Annotated in this window: 15 protein-coding genes and 1 tRNA gene; 8 read left to right on the plus strand and 8 right to left on the minus strand. The window is 66.9% G+C overall.

Going from position 1 to position 16,635, the window contains the following annotated elements; genetic code table 11:
• Positions 1-87: 87 nt before the first annotated feature.
• The 6 genes from ABIB28_RS12980 to ABIB28_RS13005 are packed head-to-tail and all read left to right on the plus strand — an operon-like array spanning position 88 to position 6,623.
• The gene (locus tag ABIB28_RS12980) at positions 88-744 is read left to right on the plus strand and encodes a TetR/AcrR family transcriptional regulator (RefSeq protein WP_189674618.1); all 657 of its coding nucleotides are present in this window, start codon (positions 88-90) and stop codon (positions 742-744) included.
• Positions 745-802: 58 nt separating this feature from the next.
• Positions 803-1,918 carry a Gfo/Idh/MocA family protein gene (locus tag ABIB28_RS12985; RefSeq protein WP_354288509.1) on the plus strand — a complete coding sequence of 372 codons (1,116 nt, stop codon included), beginning with the start codon at positions 803-805 and terminating at the stop codon, positions 1,916-1,918.
• 5 nt (positions 1,919-1,923) lie between these two features.
• The gene (locus ABIB28_RS12990; RefSeq protein ID WP_354288511.1) at positions 1,924-2,982 is read left to right on the plus strand and encodes a sugar phosphate isomerase/epimerase family protein; all 1,059 of its coding nucleotides are present in this window, start codon (positions 1,924-1,926) and stop codon (positions 2,980-2,982) included.
• A complete protein-coding gene (locus ABIB28_RS12995; protein WP_354288512.1) occupies positions 2,979-3,599 on the plus strand; it encodes a gluconate 2-dehydrogenase subunit 3 family protein in 621 nt (206 codons plus the stop codon). Before ABIB28_RS12990 ends, ABIB28_RS12995 begins: the two co-directional genes overlap by 4 nt.
• On the plus strand, positions 3,599-5,284 hold the full coding sequence (locus ABIB28_RS13000; protein ID WP_354288513.1) for an FAD-dependent oxidoreductase: 1,686 nt from the start codon (positions 3,599-3,601) through the stop codon (positions 5,282-5,284). The genes ABIB28_RS12995 and ABIB28_RS13000 overlap by 1 nt, the downstream gene beginning before the upstream one ends.
• Positions 5,285-5,312: 28 nt before the next feature.
• Positions 5,313-6,623, plus strand: a complete 1,311-nt coding sequence (locus ABIB28_RS13005; RefSeq protein ID WP_354288514.1) for a glycoside hydrolase family 1 protein — start codon at positions 5,313-5,315, stop codon at positions 6,621-6,623.
• A gap of 13 nt (positions 6,624-6,636) precedes the next feature.
• Here ABIB28_RS13005 and ABIB28_RS13010 read toward each other — a convergent pair whose 3' ends face one another.
• A complete protein-coding gene (locus ABIB28_RS13010; protein ID WP_354288516.1) occupies positions 6,637-7,218 on the minus strand; it encodes a TetR/AcrR family transcriptional regulator in 582 nt (193 codons plus the stop codon).
• Positions 7,219-7,313: 95 nt separating this feature from the next.
• On the opposite strand from ABIB28_RS13010, the gene ABIB28_RS13015 reads away from it, so the two are divergent.
• On the plus strand, positions 7,314-8,342 hold the full coding sequence (locus ABIB28_RS13015) for a Rieske 2Fe-2S domain-containing protein (protein WP_354288517.1): 1,029 nt from the start codon (positions 7,314-7,316) through the stop codon (positions 8,340-8,342).
• 35 nt (positions 8,343-8,377) lie between these two features.
• Here ABIB28_RS13015 and ABIB28_RS13020 read toward each other — a convergent pair whose 3' ends face one another.
• The 5 genes from ABIB28_RS13020 to ABIB28_RS13040 are packed head-to-tail and all read right to left on the minus strand — an operon-like array spanning position 8,378 to position 13,485.
• A complete protein-coding gene (locus tag ABIB28_RS13020) occupies positions 8,378-9,970 on the minus strand; it encodes a family 43 glycosylhydrolase (protein ID WP_354288518.1) in 1,593 nt (530 codons plus the stop codon).
• Positions 9,967-10,350, minus strand: a complete 384-nt coding sequence (locus ABIB28_RS13025; protein WP_354288520.1) for a C-glycoside deglycosidase beta subunit domain-containing protein — start codon at positions 10,348-10,350, stop codon at positions 9,967-9,969. The genes ABIB28_RS13020 and ABIB28_RS13025 overlap by 4 nt, the downstream gene beginning before the upstream one ends.
• Positions 10,350-11,252: an alpha/beta hydrolase gene (locus ABIB28_RS13030; RefSeq protein ID WP_354288521.1), complete on the minus strand. Its 903-nt coding sequence runs from the start codon at positions 11,250-11,252 to the stop codon at positions 10,350-10,352. The genes ABIB28_RS13025 and ABIB28_RS13030 overlap by 1 nt, the downstream gene beginning before the upstream one ends.
• A complete protein-coding gene (locus ABIB28_RS13035; protein ID WP_354288522.1) occupies positions 11,249-12,256 on the minus strand; it encodes a sugar phosphate isomerase/epimerase family protein in 1,008 nt (335 codons plus the stop codon). The genes ABIB28_RS13030 and ABIB28_RS13035 overlap by 4 nt, the downstream gene beginning before the upstream one ends.
• A complete protein-coding gene (locus tag ABIB28_RS13040) occupies positions 12,256-13,485 on the minus strand; it encodes an MFS transporter (protein WP_354288523.1) in 1,230 nt (409 codons plus the stop codon). Before ABIB28_RS13040 ends, ABIB28_RS13035 begins: the two co-directional genes overlap by 1 nt.
• A gap of 84 nt (positions 13,486-13,569) precedes the next feature.
• On the opposite strand from ABIB28_RS13040, the gene ABIB28_RS13045 reads away from it, so the two are divergent.
• Positions 13,570-15,027, plus strand: coding sequence for an MFS transporter (locus ABIB28_RS13045; protein ID WP_354288525.1), 1,458 nt, complete (start codon positions 13,570-13,572; stop codon positions 15,025-15,027).
• Here the strand turns inward: ABIB28_RS13045 and ABIB28_RS13050 are convergent.
• Positions 15,024-15,992 (minus strand): helix-turn-helix domain-containing protein, encoded by a 969-nt coding sequence (locus ABIB28_RS13050; protein WP_354288530.1) that lies wholly within the window; start codon positions 15,990-15,992, stop codon positions 15,024-15,026. The two genes, ABIB28_RS13045 and ABIB28_RS13050, sit on opposite strands and share 4 nt — an antisense overlap.
• Before the next feature lie 434 nt (positions 15,993-16,426).
• A tRNA-Met gene (locus tag ABIB28_RS13055) sits at positions 16,427-16,503 on the minus strand.
• Between the last annotated feature and the right edge of the window lie 132 nt (positions 16,504-16,635).

Here is a 16,635-nt window from a genome sequence, read left to right on the forward strand (position 1 = left end):
GCATCGTTGTAGGATTTAGAACTAGAACGGTAGTTCTGATATGTCCAGTCCCATTTGCGCGGCAAGTGCCGTAGAACGCGTCCTGCTATGAACGTCGAAACCAAGATCAGCGCGGTCCGCGCCCCGCAACAAGGTCGCAGCCGTGCGTCGTTCGAACGCATGTTGATTGCTGCCGAAGAGTTGATGTCCGAGCGCGGCACCGACGACTTCACGCTCAATGAGGTCGGCAAACGCGGCAAGGTGTCGATCGGCTCGATCTACTGCCGCTTCGACAGCAAGGACGATCTCGTCCACGCGGTGCAGACGCGCGTGCTCGAGCGCGTCAATGCCGAGCAGCTCGCGATGGTCGAGTCGGCGCGGACCGAGGCGCCCGATCTCGTCATCCTGGTCGATCGCCTGGTCGAAGGCACCGCCGAATCGCTTCGCCGTTTCGCCGACGTGATGCGCCCGTTCATGATCCGCGCGAGCACCGACACCGTCGTCGCCGCGCAAGGCAAGGCGCGCTATGCCGAGATCGCCGACGCCGTCTGCGCGGCCTTGCTCGAGCACAGCGCCGAGATCGCGCAGCCCGACGCCGAGCGTGCGGTGCATTCGGCCTATCGCATCCTCTATTCGTCGATCGCGCGCTATCTCGGCTTCGGCTCGACGATGGGATCGGCCTGGGATGGCGATTGGCAGATCCTCAAGGAAGATCTCGCTCGCATGATCGCAGCCTTTCTCACCACTTCACCGCGGATCGCTTGACCACCGACCCTGCTGCCGCGTATCAGAACTGTAATTCTGATAACAGAATGGGAGTGGGATGCGGCGTTTGCGCATGGGAATGGTCGGCGGCGGGCCGGGTGCGTTCATCGGCCCGATCCACCGCATCGCCGCCGAACTCGACCGTGAGATCGAGCTGGTTGCGGGCGCGTTCGGCAGCACGCTAGAGCGCTCACGCGCCGCGGGCGAGGCGTATCGGATCGACCCGTCGCGGGCGTACGGCGACGTCGCGGAGCTGCTCGCGGCCGAAGCGACGCGCGACGACTCGATCGATTTCATCACGATCGCCTCCCCCAACCATCACCATCTGCCAGCCGCCCGCGCCGCGCTCGCCGCGGGGATCCCGGTGCTCAGCGACAAGCCAGCCACCGCGACGCTCGCCGAGGCGCACGCGCTCGCCGGCCTCGTCGCCGACGCCGGACTCCCGTACGGGCTGACCTACACCTATTCCGGCTACCCGCTGGTGCGCGAAGCGCGCGCGCGGATCGCGGCGGGGCTCGTCGGCAGCGTCCGCAAGGTCGTCGTCGAATATCCGCAAGGCTGGCTGGCAGGTGAAGGCGCCGGCAAGCAGGCCGAGTGGCGGCTCGATCCGGCGCGTGCGGGCGAAGGCGGCGCGATCGCCGATATCGGGGTCCACGCCTTCCATCTCGCCGAATTCGTCACCGGTCTGCGCGTCACCCGCCTGCTGGCCGATCTCGCCGCGGTCGTTCCCGGCCGCCGATTGGACGATGACTGCCAGGTGCTGCTGCGCTTCGACAATGGCGCGCGCGGCGTCCTGCTCGCGTCGCAGATCATGCTCGGCGAGCGCAACGGGCTGCGGCTGCGCGTCTATGGCGACCGCGGCGCGCTCGACTGGCGGCAGGAAGCGCCCAACCTCCTGACGCTCCACCACGCCGATGGCCGTACCGAGCTGGTCCAGGCGGGCGACGCCGGGCTTGGCGACGCAGCACGCGCCGCCAGCCGGACGCCCGGCGGGCATCCCGAGGGCTATCTCGAAGCGTTCGCCAATCTCTATCGCGATTTCGCGCGCCAGCTGCGCGGCGAACCCGGCAGCCTCGTCCCCGGGATCGACGAAGGTCTCCGCGGGATGGCGTTCATCCATTTGGCCGTCACCGCCAGCCGCGCCGATGCGGGCTGGGTAGATTTCGAGGTTTGACCCCCATGCGCACGATCAAAGGCCCCGGCATCTTCCTCGCGCAGTTCGCGGGCGACGCGGCGCCGTTCGACAGCCTCGAACACATCGCCGATTGGGCGGCAGGGCTCGGCTACAAGGGCTTGCAGATCCCGAGCTGGGATGCGCGGCTGTTCGATCTCGCCCGCGCCGCCGAGAGCAAGACCTATTGCGATGACATCGCCGGGATGCTCGCCGAGAAGGGACTCGCGGTTACCGAACTGTCGACGCACCTCCAAGGGCAGCTGGTCGCGGTCCACCCCGCCTACGACGCGCAGTTCGACGCCTTCGCCGCTGAGGCGGTCCGCGGCAATCCAGCGGCGCGACAGGCCTGGGCCGTCGAGCAACTCAAGCTCGCCGCTCGTGCCAGCGCGCATCTCGGGCTGGCGGCGCATGCCACCTTCTCGGGCGCGCTCGCTTGGCCGTATCTTTACCCATGGCCGCAACGCCCCGCGGGGCTCGTCGAGGATGCGTTTGCCGAGCTCGGCCGGCGCTGGCGCCCGATCCTCGATGCGTTCGAGGAGGTCGGGGTCGACCTCGCCTTCGAGATCCATCCCGGCGAGGACCTCCACGACGGCGTAACGTTCGAGCGGTTTCTCGCGGAGGTCGGCAACCATCCGAGCGCCAATATCCTCTATGACCCGAGCCATCTGCTGCTTCAGCAGCTCGATTATCTCGCGTTTCTCGACATCTATCACGAGCGCGTGAAGTGCTTCCACGTCAAGGACGCCGAGTTCCGCCCGTCGGGCCGCTCGGGAGTCTATGGCGGCTATCAGGGCTGGGTCGACCGCCCCGGCCGGTTCCGCTCGCTCGGCGACGGCCAGATCGACTTTGCCGGCATCTTCTCGAAGATGGCGCAATATGACTTCGCCGGCTGGGCGGTGCTCGAATGGGAGTGCGCGCTCAAACATCCCGAGGCGGGTGCCGCCGAAGGCGCGCCGTTCATCGCACGCCACATCATCCCGGTGACCGACCACGCCTTCGACGATTTTGCCGCCAGCGGCAGCGACCGCGCGCTCAATGCGCGGCTGATGGGACTTGACGCATGACCAGCTTCGACCGCCGTGAGATGATCGGTGCGGGCGCGCTCGCGCTCGGTGTGATTGCGGTGCCGATCGCGGTGCTGCGCGCGATGCGCGCGCCGACCGACGACGAACCGAGTGACCGGCAAAAGCTGATCGCGCAGCAGATCGCGCAGATCCTGATCCCGCGCACCGATACGCCCGGCGGCGCCGATGTCGGCGCCGACGCCTTTCTGCTGCTCGCGCTCGCCGCGGGCCTTGACGGGACGCGCACACCCGACGGCGGCGCCGCGATCCAGGGCGCGACCGCGCGGTATCGCCGTCCCGATGGGTCGCTCGATCACCTGACCTGGCTCGAGGAAGAACTCGACCGCAAGGCGCATGGCGATTTCCTCGCCGCCCCGCTCGCGCGCCAGCAGGCTGCGCTCGACACGATCGACGGCGCCGCCTTCGCCAACCACCAGTCGACCGGCCCGTGGCCCAAGATCAAGGGGCTGCTGCTGACCGGCTATTACACCTCGCAGCCCGGCGGCGCGAAGGAACTCACCTATGAATTGGTGCCGGGTCGCTTCGACCCCGATCTGCCGCTGCGTCCCGGCATGCACGCGTTTTCGAGCGACTGGACCGCGGTGGAGTTTGGATGATGACGGTGGATTTCGACGCGATCGTGGTGGGCTCGGGCATCACCGGCGGGTTCGCCGCCAAGGAACTGACCGAGAAGGGCCTCAAGGTCCTGATGATCGAGCGCGGGCCCAAGATCGAGCATGGCACGGGCTACAAGACCGAGACGCTCGCACCGTGGGACCTGCCGTTCCGCGGGCTCGGCGATGCCGAAGAATATGCCTCGGTCTATCCGGTCCAGTCGAAGAACCGCCACTTCACCGAATTCACGCAGGACCATTTCTGCCGCGACGACGAGAACCCGTACACGACCCCCGCCGGCGGCGAATTCACCTGGTTCCGCTCGTACAATCTCGGCGGCCGCTCGCTGACCTGGGGGCGGCAATGCTATCGCTGGTCGGATTACGATTTCGGCGCCAACAAGCGTGACGGAAACGGCACCGACTGGCCGATCCGCTATGCCGAGCTCGCGCCCTGGTATGACCGCGTCGAGGATTTCGTCGGAGTCTCGGGCGCGGCCGAGGGGATGGCGCAGCTCCCCGACGGGCATTTCCAGCCGCCGATGCCGCTCAACGTGGTCGAACAGCACGTCCGCGAGGGGATCAGCGCGCGCTGGCCCGGACGGCGGCTGACGATCGGCCGCACCGCCAATCTGACGCAGGAGAAGGACGGGCGCAGCGCGTGCCAGTATCGCAGCATCTGTGCGCGGGGCTGCTCCTACGGCGCCTATTTCTCGACGCAGAGCGCCTCTTTACCGGCGGCGATGAAGACCGGATTGCTCACCGTCGTCACCGACAGCGTCGTCGAGGGCGTCGATTACGATCCCGTGACGCGCCGCGCGACCGGCGTGCGTTTCCTCGACACCGCCAAGAAGGAACGCCACCGCGCCACCGCACGGCTCGTCTTCCTCAACGCCGGTGCGTTCAACACCAACCACATCCTGCTGCGCTCGCACTCGGAAGCGATGCCCAACGGCCTCGCCAATTCGAGCGGCGTGCTCGGCACGCACATCATGGACCACGCGACGACGCTGTCGGCAATCGCGATCATGCCGGGGTTCGAGCAGCATACCACCTTCGGCAATCGCCCGACCGGCATCGTCATCCCGCGCTTCCGCAACCTCGAGACGCTCGACGGCAACGGTTTCACGCGCGGCTATTCGTTCCAGGGCGGCGCGCTGCAGAGCACGTGGACGCAGGGCAAGCGCCAGGCGGGGATCGGCCACGGCTTCAAGACGCACCTGCGCACGCCGGGCGACTGGAAGATGATCCTCGTCACCTTCGCCGAATCGATGCCACGCGCGAGCAACCGGCTGACGCTCGATCCGGCAAAGATCGACGCGAACGGTGCGCCGGCGCTCAACATCGCCTTCGCGCACGGCAAGGAGGAACATGCCGCGCTCGCCGACGCCAAGGCCGAGGCGGCGGCGATGCTCGGCGCGGTCGGCGGCCAGGTCGTGATGGGGATGGATCAGCCCGGCCCCGGCGGCTCCGCGATCCACGAAATGGGCGGTGCGCGCATGGGGCTCGACCCGACCACCTCGGTGCTCGACAAATGGAGTCGAGCCCATGACGTCGCCAATCTGTTCGTCACCGACGGCGCGCAGATGAGTTCGTCGGCATCGCAGAATCCGTCGCTGACCTATCTCGCGCTTACCGCGCGCGCCTGCGACGCTGCCGTGTCGATGCTGCGCGCTGGCACGCTGTGATGCGCCTGACCTTTTCCGGAGAGAGAGCATGATCGACCGTCGTACCCTGCTGGCGGCGACAGCCGCGTCGCTCGCCGCACCGGCGTTCGGCCGATCTGCCAGCCAGAGCTTCCCCACCGGCTTCCTGTGGGGCGCGTCCACCGCGGCGTATCAGGTCGAGGGCAACAACATCAACAGCGACCTCTGGCCGCTCGAGCATGCGAAGCCGACTGCGTTTGCAGAGCCGTCGGGCGATGCCGCCAACAGCTTCGAATTGTGGCCGACCGATCTCGATCTGGTCCGCGCGATGGGGCTCAACGCCTATCGCTTCAGCCTGGAATGGGCGCGGATCGAGCCGGCGCGCGGGCAATTCTCGCAAGCGATGCTCGATCATTATGCCGCGATGATCGAGGGGTGCCGCACGCGCGGGCTGACGCCTTTCGTCACCTTCAACCATTTCACCACCCCGCGCTGGTTCGCCGAAGCCGGCGGCTGGACCAACCCCGAAGGCCCGGCGCTGTTCGCGCGCTTCTGCGACCGCGCCGCGCGGCACCTCGCGCACGGCATCGGCTACGCGACCACGCTCAACGAGCCCAACCTCAACGGGCTGCTGAGCGAGCTGCTCCCGGCAGGCGTGGGTGAACGGCTGATGGAAACCGACAAGGCGATGGCGGCCGCCGCGGCGCGCGCAAGCGGCGTCCCGCTCTATTCCGCGGGCAGCGCGCTCTACGTCGCCGATCCGCAGCTCACGCAGAAGCACCTGCTGGCGGCGCACCGGCTCGGGCGCGCGGCGATCAAGGCGGTGCGGCCCGATCTGCCGGTCGGCGTCAGCCTCGCCATCATCGACGATCAGCCGGTCGGCAAGAACAGCGTGCGCGACGCCAAGCGCGCGCGCTTCTACGCCGCGTGGCTCGACGCCGCGCGCGCCGACGATTTCGTCGGGGTCCAGAACTACACGCGGACGCTGTGGGATTCCTCGGGCAAGCTGCCCGTGCCACGCGGAGCGCCGGTCAACGCTGCGGGCGAGGAAATCTACCCCGCCTCGCTCGCCAATGCGGTGCGCTATGCGCATTCCGTCAGCGGCGTGCCGGTGATCGTCACCGAACACGGCATCAACGCGACCGACGATCGATTGCGCGTGGCGCTGATCCCCGCGGCGCTCGCCGAGCTCCAGAAGGCGATCGACGAGGGCGTGCCGGTGAAGGGCTATATGCACTGGTCGCTGATCGACAATTTCGAATGGGTGTTCGGCTACGCGCCCAAGTTCGGGCTGCACAGCCTCGACCGCGTCACCTTCCGCCGCACCGCCAAGCCGAGCGCCGCCGTGCTCGGCGCGATCGCACGGCGCAACGCGCTCTGAGATCCGCGCGCCGCTAGCGCGGCGCACGGCCCTGCAGGAACAGCGCAACGCTAGCCGCCGCGTGGTCGGCGAGCGCCGCTCCCGCGAGACGCTCGGCGCCATACAGCGCGCGGCTGACCGCCCCTGCGATCGCGAGGTCGAACAATCGCTGCGCGTCGCCAGCGGGATCGTCGCACACGAGGCGGCCATCACGCGTCCATCGCTCGAGCTGCTCCGCGAGTTGCCGCTGGAGCGGCGCGCCCGCCGTCGCATGGAAGACGCCGCTCAACGTCGGCAGCTTTTGCCCTTCGGCAATGCCGAGCCGGCCGAGAAACAGCGCATCGTCCCCGAGAATCCAGCTCAACACCTGCGTGACGAACGTCGTAAGCCAGGCGCGGGGATCATCCTCCTGCCCGACAACGCCGCTGACCCGCGCCTGCCCGCGCGCGGTGATGCGGCGGATCACCGCTTCGAGCAGCGCTTGCTTGGTCGGAAAGTAGCGGAACAGCGTCGCCTTCGATCCCCCGAACGCAGCGACCATCCGATTGGTGCTCGCCGCTTCATACCCCGACGCCATGAACTCGGCCTCGGCTGCATCGAGAATACGCGCCGTCACCGTCTCCGGATCTCGGCTCACAGGGGGTTTGCGCACGCCACCGGACGCGCTATAAGAACCATCTGGTTTCTTTATAATCATGACTAGGAAAAGGAATGCCGATGGAACCCTATGTGCGCAACCTGTGGTATGTCGCGGCGTGGGAGGACGAGGTTCCCGAAGGCGGCATGTTGCCCCGGACGTTGCTCGACGAACCGCGCCTGATCTATCGACTCGCCGACGGCACTTACGCCGCGCTTGCCGATCGCTGTCCGCATCGTTTCGCCCCGCTCAGCCGTGGCAAACGCGATGGCGACCGGATCGTTTGCGGCTATCACGGCCTGGAATTCGGCGCCGACGGGGGCTGCGTGCGCGACCCCTTTTCCGACCTGATCCCGCCCAACACCCAGGTCTCGTCCTGGCCGACCGAAGCGCGCTGGGGCGCGGTTTGGGTCTGGCCGGGCGACGCCGCCGCGACGGATCCTGCGCTGATCCCCGATTTCTCGTTCATCGACGCAGGCCCGCCGATCGTCCGCGGACGCACGCACATGCGCGCGAATTTCGAGTTCATCACCGACAATCTGATGGACCTCAGCCACGCCGAGTTCCTCCATATCGAGACCTTCGCGACCAACGGCGCGCTGTTCAACGGCGAGCATAGCGCGACGCAGGATGATAGCGGCGCGATCTGGTCGAACTGGCGGATGCCCGACACCCCGCCACCGCCCTTTGCCACCGCGCTCGTGCCCGACGGCGGCCGCGTCGACCAATGGCTCGAAATGCGTTGGCACGCGCCCGCGTCGATGGCGCTGTTCATCGGCGTCGCGCATGCCGGCAGTGAGCGCCAGCAGATGGTCGTGCCGGCGATGGCCAATCCGCATATCATCACGCCAGAAACCGCGACGAGCTCGCACTATTTCTTCACCCGTGAGCCGGGGGACGGATCCGAAGCGATGGCCAAGCAGGTGTTCGACGCGGAGGATGGCCCGATGCTCGAGGCGATCCAGCAGGCGATGCTCGGCCGCGACTTCTGGGCCGAGCGCCCGGTCATCCTGTCGGTCGACGCCGCGGCGATCCGCGCGCGACGCCGCCTGATGCAGCTGCGTCGCTCCGAGATGCCGTCCCCGGTCGAGGTAGCCGCCTGATCAGCGCCTGACCGGAACGCTCCCGCGCGTTCCGGTCAGGCGATCGCGCGATATCGAAAATCGCGGAAATGAACCCTGCCCGCCCCGCTCGCGAAGAGCGCCGGGCGAAGCTGCGCGAGATCGTCGATCGTGTTGGCGTTGTAGCCCGAGACTTCGCTGCGCACGCCGTGGCGCGTCCAGCTCTTGCCGTCGACGCTGTAATAGAAGGTCACGATCTGCCGGTCGTTGACGATCCGCAGGAACAGCCGCCGCACTGCAGGCGCCGGTTCGGGCCAATAGCTCGCCTTGCCCCCGCGGTAGGTGATCATCCGCTTTCCATCGATCCCCATGCCGAGGAACAGCCGGTCGTTGAAGAACAGCAGCAGCCCGCCCTGCGCGTCGCCACCGAGTTCGCACTCGACCGTGATTTCATAGGCATGGTCGCCGACGATTTGCGTCAGCGGTGCGCAATCGTTCGGGCCAGTGCCTTTCCCCGCGATCGTCAGCATATTGCGCTCGATCCGCGCTCGCGCAAGCTCGCCCGGCCCCCCGCCGTAGAAGCTCCAGCGCGTTCCGAAGGCGGGCTTGGAGAAATCGTCCGAGCCCGCAATGCCGTGCGGCCCCGCCACGCCACCGGGCCGCGGCAGCGGTTGCGAGAGATCGCCGCCTGTCGCGCGGAACCAGCCATCGTCACCCCACACGATCGGCTCGAGCAAGGTCTGCCGCCCGAGCGAGCGATAGCCGTTTTCATAGCCGTGATAGACCATGTGCCAGCGGCCGCCCGGACCCTCGACGCAGGTCGCATGACCACGCGACCACCAGCGTTCGGCCTCGCTGCGCGTCCGCACGATCGGGTTGTGCGGGCAATTCTCCCACGGCCCCGCCAGCGTCCGCGCACGCGCGGCGATCACCATGTGCCCCGTCGCCGGGCCGCCCGTTCCGCCGACCGCGCTGACCAGATAATGCCAGCCCCCGCGCCGGAAGAGCTTTGGTCCCTCGAGCGGATAGGCTTCGGTGATCCAGGCATCGGGATAGTGCCAGCCATCATAGACCTTCTCGACCTTGCCGACGGTCGACAGCCCATCGGGCGCAAGCCGGACGCGGTTGACGCCCGACAGGAACAAGTAACGCTGGCCGTCGTCATCGACCGCATGGCCGGGATCGATCAAATCGCCGATGCCGAGATCGATCGGATCGCTCCACGGCCCGTGCATGGTCGGCGCATGGATGACGTAGATGTTCGCGAAGCTCGGCAGCGGTCCCGACCACGACGCCTTCATGAACGGGATGTAGATGAAGTACCGCCCGTCATGCTTGACGATATCGACCGCGAAGACCGTGCCGAGCGGCTTGGCCAGCGCCGGCCCGACCGGCGTCCAGTTGACCAGATCGCGCGAATGCCAGATCAGCAGCCCGGGCGACGCATCGAACGACGAATGCGTCATCCAATAGTCGTCGCCATCCTTTAGGATCGACGGGTCGGGCCGATCCCCTGCCAGGATCGGATTGAGATAGCGCCCATCGCCGAGATCGGGCGCGCGCTGCCCCTCGACCCCGCGCCGAGCGGCAGCCGGCAGCGCTGCCACCGCCGGTAGCGCCGCGCCGCCCGCCAGCGCGAGCGCCAGCACATCGCGGCGCGACGCGCTCACGCCGCGACTTCCAGCGTCTTGGCGTCGCTGTTCATCGCAGGGAACGGCAGATACGAGACCCTCAGCTTCTCGCTCAACGTCAGGCTGTGCGCGCCTGGTGCCAGCGGCTCGGACGCGATCACGCTGATGGTCGCGACCGAGCCGAAGTTCCACTGGCGGTCATAGGTGGTTTCCATCTCGTCGAGCGTCAGCGGAGCGCCACCACCGGTCTCGTCGAAGCGGATCGCCTCGCGGGCCACTGGTTGGTCGTCGATCGTCACGACCAGATCCTCGACCATCGAAAGCCCGAGCCCGCGATAATAGCCCAGCCGCGCGTCGAACGCGAAGCCGTCCGCCGTCGCGCGCAGGCTGTCATCCACGATCAGATATTTGTCGAACATCACTGTGTTCCTTTCAGAAAGCCCTGTGCGCCGAGCCAGCGCAGATATTGGTCCATCCAACCCTCGGTCGGCGTGCCTGCCACGCCCATTGCAAAACCGTGCCCACCGCTGGCGAACAGATGGAACTCGATCGAGCGCTTCGCCGCGCGATAGCTGTCGACGAGCGGCGTGCCCGTCACGCGCGCGAGGAGGAAATCATCGGCCGCGACCGCGACGAACATCGGCGGCGCGGTGGCGGGCACGCGCATCGCGGTCATGTTGGGATAGATCGGCGCGGCAAACGCCGGTGCATCGGCACCGGCCCGCTCGGCCAGACTGCGCGTCAGGAATCCGCCTGCCGAAAAGCCCATGAAACCGACCCGCTTGGGATCGACCCCATAGCTCTGCGCCTTTGCTCGAACCAGGCGAAGCGCGGCGAGACCGTCGGCATAGGCGGGGTCGGGCGTATCTTCGGGCATCGCGAACCCGACCTTTTCACCGCGGATCGCGCGGGCGAGCTGGTCGACGAATTCGGGTTGAGAGGTGGGTGTCGGGAGCACCCGATATTTGAGCACGAACGCCGCGATTCCGTGATCGGCTAGCCAGCGAGCAACCTGCCACCCCTCCTTCTCGATCGCGAGGCCGAGGAAACCGCCACCCGGCGCCACGATCACCGCCGCGCCGGTCGCGCCGTGCGTCGGCAAGACGGGCGTGAGCGTCGCGCGCGTGACGTTGCGGACTGCGCGTAAGCTGCCGTCCATGTGCCAGACCTCACGGTCGGGTATGCCCGGCGCGAACGGCAAGGCGATCACGCCCGGCTGCGCCGGGGCCGGGATCGTCTCGCGCCCCATCTCAGGCAGTTGGGCAGCGCCGAGCGGGGTGGCGACACCCAGCAACAGCACCGTCAGAACCGCGCGGATCATGCCTTTACGGCCTCGGTCGCGCCGATCAGGCGCTCGAACATCGTGTGCTGGCGGCGGACCTGCTCGCGGCTGTCGACCGGCTCGACGTCCTGGATCCAGCGATTGCCTTCATATTCGCTCGACAGATAGCCGTTCCACCCGGCGGCCGCGAGCACCGGGATGACCTCGTCATACGAGATCGACGGGTCGGTCGCCTCAGGCGTCATTTCGTAGAACTTCGCCTGGATATGCCGGAAGTACGGCGCATATTCGGCCAGCCGCTTGGGGTTGGCATAGGGGGCGTGGCGCAGCGTTTCGGCCATCGCCACCTCGGCCTTGTTGCCGCCCATCTTCACCGCGACCTCGTAGATCGTATATTCGGCCATGATCTTGGCTTCATGGCTGTCGACGATGAACTGCGCGACCTCGGGCCGCGCGCCTTGCCGTTCGAAGCGTGCGCGGAACACCGGCGGGTAATGCTTCATGAAGATGCCCATGTCGGGCAGGATGCCGAGATGCTTCGTCCCGAGCCGGTCGGCCGTGTCGATCGTTCGCAGGATCCAGGCATGTTCGAGGTGCCACGGCGCATGGACCTCGACCCCCATATGGACGTCGAGCGCCTCGGCATAGGGCACGCACTTTTCGAGAATCTCAGGCCGCACGAACACGAGGATCCGCATCGATCGGATGCCGAGCCGGTGGCACAGTTCGAGGTCGCGGCGGATCGAGGCGACCTGCTCCTCGTCGGTCATCGGGCGATCCTTGCGGATCTTGGTGTCGAGGAACATGTCGTAGCAGCTGAGCTCGCAGCCATGCTTGGCGACGGTGTCCTGCCACCAGGCGACTTCGGCGTCGCTGACATTGGGGAAGCTCGGCATGTTCTGTTCGGGAAGCACTTCGATCCCGGTCGCGCCGATCGAGGCCGCGAACGCGATCGCATCCTCGACGGTCATCTGGCGCAGGAACAGCTCTTCCTGGAAACTGTAGAGGCTGACGCCCCGCTTGATCGTGGACGGCATCGGCATCAAACCTCGACTGGATGGGAAACGGGGGCGCGCAGCGCCATGGCGACGCTGACCAGCGCGCAGAGCACGCCGAGCACGCCGGCGGTGAGGAAGGCGGACTGCATCGTGACGACCGCACCGCGCACGACGCTGACGAGCAGCGGACTGGCGAACTGGCCGAAGAAGAAGCAGGCGGTCCAGACGCCCATGCCGCGACCGCGATGTTCGAACGGCAGCTTGGTCTGCGCCCAGGCGATCAGCGTCGGGATCGTCATGCCTGCGCCGGTCTGCTGGATCACCAGTCCGGCGATCATCCACTTCCAATCGGGCGCCAGCCCGATCATCGCGAGCCCGACCCCGAGCAGGCCGAAGCACGACGCCAGTTGCAGTTGCGCGCGCGCGCGGCCCATCAGCCAGAACAGGCCCGCGCCGACGACGACGAACAGGCTCGGCAGCGCGGTCAGCTCACCGAGCTTCGCCGAGGACTGGATCCCGACCTCGCGGAACGCCATCCCGCCATTCACGATGAAGACGTAATACAAAACGGCGGCGGCAAGCGTCACCGCGCCGATCTGCAGCACCGAAGACCAGGGAAACGGCGTACGCGCGACCCGATCCTGGTCGATCCCGAGCATCTTGCGCGCGGTCGCATCGCTTGCCGGCTCGTACAGATACACTACCATCGCCGCGAAGATCGGGAGAGCGACGAGATAGATCAGGAACACGCCGTTCCAGCGCACCGCGGTGAGCATCCCGGCGCAATAGATCATGCCCGCGGCGAGCAACGGTCCGACCGTCCCCTGCAGTGCCAGCCAGTGGCGCCGCCCGCGATCGTCCCAATAATCGCCGATCAGCGTATTGAGCGTCGTCAGGATCGCCGCTTCTGTGACCCCGAGCAGGATGCGCGAGCCATAGATCGCGTTGAGACTGTCGAGAAAGAACGGGATGACGCCGATCAGCGCGTAGAAAAACGTCGAAAACAGCAGCAGCCGCCGCCGCCCGAAGCGATCGACCAGAATGCCGGCAAACGGCGCGATCGCCGCGATCGCGAGGCCCGGCGCCGACACCATCGCCGGCACTTTCCAGCCCGCCTCCGGGTCGCCTGCGAAATGATCGATGATCGACGGGACCGCTGGGAATAGCGAGACGATCGCCAGGATCGGCAGGAATCCTGCGGCGATGACGGTCGAACCTTGCCCAAGACCGGGTCGTCGACCGGCGTTCGACGCAATACGTGCAGTGGCTTCCACGATTCGCCTCTCCTACGCGCCGGGCTCATGCCGACATCAAATTAGAACTATTGTTCTGAAACCAGTATCGATATGCTGCTGTGCATGTCAAGCGAGACGATCCCACCACATCCGCCGTCCCCACTGCTTTCGGAGGTCGGAGTCGCGCAGCTGCTCGGCTATCGTCGACGGCTTGCCTTCACGACCGTCATCCTCGCGCTCGTGCTCGAGATTGTCGACACGACAATCGTCAATACCGCCCTCCCCGCGATCCAGCGAGGCTTGGGCGCGAGCGAGAGCGCGACGCAATGGGTCGTCACCGGCTATTTCCTGATGTTCGCGATCCTGCTCGTCGCCGGCGGGCGGCTGGGCGATCTTTACGGGTACCGGCGGCTGTTTCTCGTCGGCGTCGGCGGGTTCACGCTCGCCTCGCTCGCGTGCGGATTGGCGCCCGATGCGACGACGCTGATCGCGGCCCGCTTCGCGCAGGGCGCCGCCGCGGCGATCATGGCGCCGCAGATGATCGCGCTCGTCCAGCTGATGTATTCGCCGCTCGAACGCGTCGCGCGGCTGGCGGTATTCGGGCTGGTCGGCGGGCTCGCGGCAATCGGCGGGCCGATCCTTGGCGGTCTGCTGATCGCCGCCAATCCCGCTGGGCTCGGCTGGCGCGTCGTATTCCTGATCAACTTGCCGATCGGGCTGGTGGCGCTGGTGGCGGGGTGGTGGCTGCTGCCGCGCGGGCGCTCGCCGCACGCGCTTCGGCTCGATCCGATCGGGACGCTTCTGCTCGGCGCGGCGCTAATGGCGCTCCTGATCCCGGCGATCGAAGGTCGCGCGCTGGGCTGGCCGTGGTGGAGCATCGCACTGCCGGTCGCGAGTGTCGTTCTGGCGATCGCCTTCTGGCGCCATTCGGTGCGCCGAACGGCGCGCGTCGGATCGGCGCTGATCGCGCCCGAACTGTTCGCCGCACCCACCTTCCGCCTCGGCCTGTCGATGACGCTGCTGTTCGCGACCGCGACCAACGGCTTCCTGCTGGTGCTGAGCATGGTGCTGCAGCGTGGCCTCGGCATGAGCCCACTCGACACCGCCTTGCTCCACTTACCCTTCGGACTGGGCGTGATGGCGGGGATCGCGCTGATCGGACCGCGCGTCCTGCCGCGGGTCGGCGCCGGGCTGCTGATCTTCGGCGCGCTGACGATGGCGCTCGGCCTGGCGGGAACCGCCTCAGCGGTAGCGTTCGCGCCGATCCCGGGGTTGATCGCCGCGACGCTCGCGCTGAGCGGTATCGGCATGGGCTGCATCACCGGGCCGCTCGGGCCGGTCACGCTGGCGCGGGTCGATCGCGGGCATGCCGGGGTCGCCGGCGGGATGCACAATGGCGCGCAGCAGATCGGCGGTGCGCTCGGCGCAGCGGTGATCGGCTCGCTGTTCTTCGCGATCCTCGATCACGGCGGCGCACAGCGCGCCTTCGGTGGAGCCGTCGCGCTCGACATCGTGTTGCTCGCCGCGGTGGCGCTGCTCGCCCGTTTTCTTCCCAGCGCGATCTTCGCGCCCGAAGGCTAATCGGCGGCAGCCTCGATCCGCAATTGGTCGCGCCGCCAGCGCAGGCCCGGATCGGCGTCGCGCGCACGGTGATGCTGGATCACCTCGGCCATTTCGGAAAAAACAAAGGGCACGGGTACCAGCACAATCGGCAAGCACGTCCGCATTGATGCACGCCAGCCGTCATGCATCAATGCGATGCGCCGCGTGCCGACCACCATCCACAGGACTGCGGCGAAGCTCGGCACCGTCACGCCGATCTGCCGGACCTTGCCGATCTCCTCGAGCTGCCGGTCCGCGAACGCCGCCGGAACATTGGTGCAAAGCAGCACCGCGACATGGTCGAGCGCGAGAAAATCGTTTTTTATCATACGCCGCTCGGCCAGAGCCGGGTTGTCCGCACACCCCACGACGCCGTGCCGCTCAGCAAACAACAATACGACCGGATGACGCGGCGAGGCAAACTCCTGCGGCGTGACGAACAGGCCGAGCCGTCCCTCGTCGAGCCGCGACCGCGTCCGTTGCGCGGGCAGTTCGAGCACGATGCGGATCCCCGGCGCGATGTGCTTCAGCCGGTGGACTGGCAGATTACAAACCCACGTGCTCGGGCCGCGCACGTCCGCGTCGCACCGTCCGCGGCGAAAATCATCGAGCACCGGATGCACGTACACCCGCCCTCGATCATCCTCATGGAGATCTGGGTCGTCGGAGTGCCATGCGAACCAGCGCGAGTGCCGGCTCTGGCCGCGCTCGATGTGCGACAGTTGAGAAGCGGAGACACCGGCGGCAACGGCGGCGACCGCGATCGACAAGCTGAATTCACGACGCCGGTGTCGCAGGTTTCCGCCGAGGTCTAATTCTCTGTCGGCGTGAGGTATGTCGGCTGACAGGAGCGTCGCAATAGTCCCATGCCCCCGGACCGCGACGTCGGCAGTTTTCAGGTCAAGCGCCGTCAGTAGCCTGTTGAGCGTTTCAATGCGAGGCACGGCACGACAATGCTGGATCCGCGACTGTGTGATCCGACTTATCCCTACCGCCTCGGCCAGCGCTTCCGGCGTGTGACCAAGGTCGCGCGCTGCGTCGCCATGACATGCGGGGCGCAGGATGGCGCCAAGGTCGCCCTGAGGCAGGGGCGGCAAATGGAGTCCACAATCAACGGCAACAAGAAACGCCGAATCTGCGTCCTTAACGCTCTCAGCTATATCGGCGAGCTATAGAGACCGGCGCTAAGCGCACGGGGGGTTTCTCTTGCGTGAATGCAGCCTTGAATCCCCAAAATATCCCAAGAAATTCGACATCACGGGTCAAAAAGGCACCCAATAGCGCGCAGCAAGCGGCGACGGAGTGGCGACAAGCCACGGAAAGCAGGCACAAAAAAACCGCCTCGGGGTACCCTGAGACGGTTTGGTATGTCGGTGTGTGGTTGCGGGGACAGGATTTGAACCTGTGACCTTCAGGTTATGAGCCTGACGAGCTACCGGGCTGCTCCACCCCGCGCCAGGGTAGATGACTTGTAAATGGGTTCTCGTGAGAGACACGAACGTTTTGTGTTCACCGGCTTCAATGCCTGGCGACGACCTACTCTTCCATCGCTTAAGCGATAGTACCATCGGCGCAGTCAGGTTTCAC

It is taken from the genome of Sphingomonas sp. UYEF23 (assembly GCF_040546165.1).
In the GTDB taxonomy this organism is placed as follows: domain Bacteria; phylum Pseudomonadota; class Alphaproteobacteria; order Sphingomonadales; family Sphingomonadaceae; genus Sphingomonas; species Sphingomonas glacialis.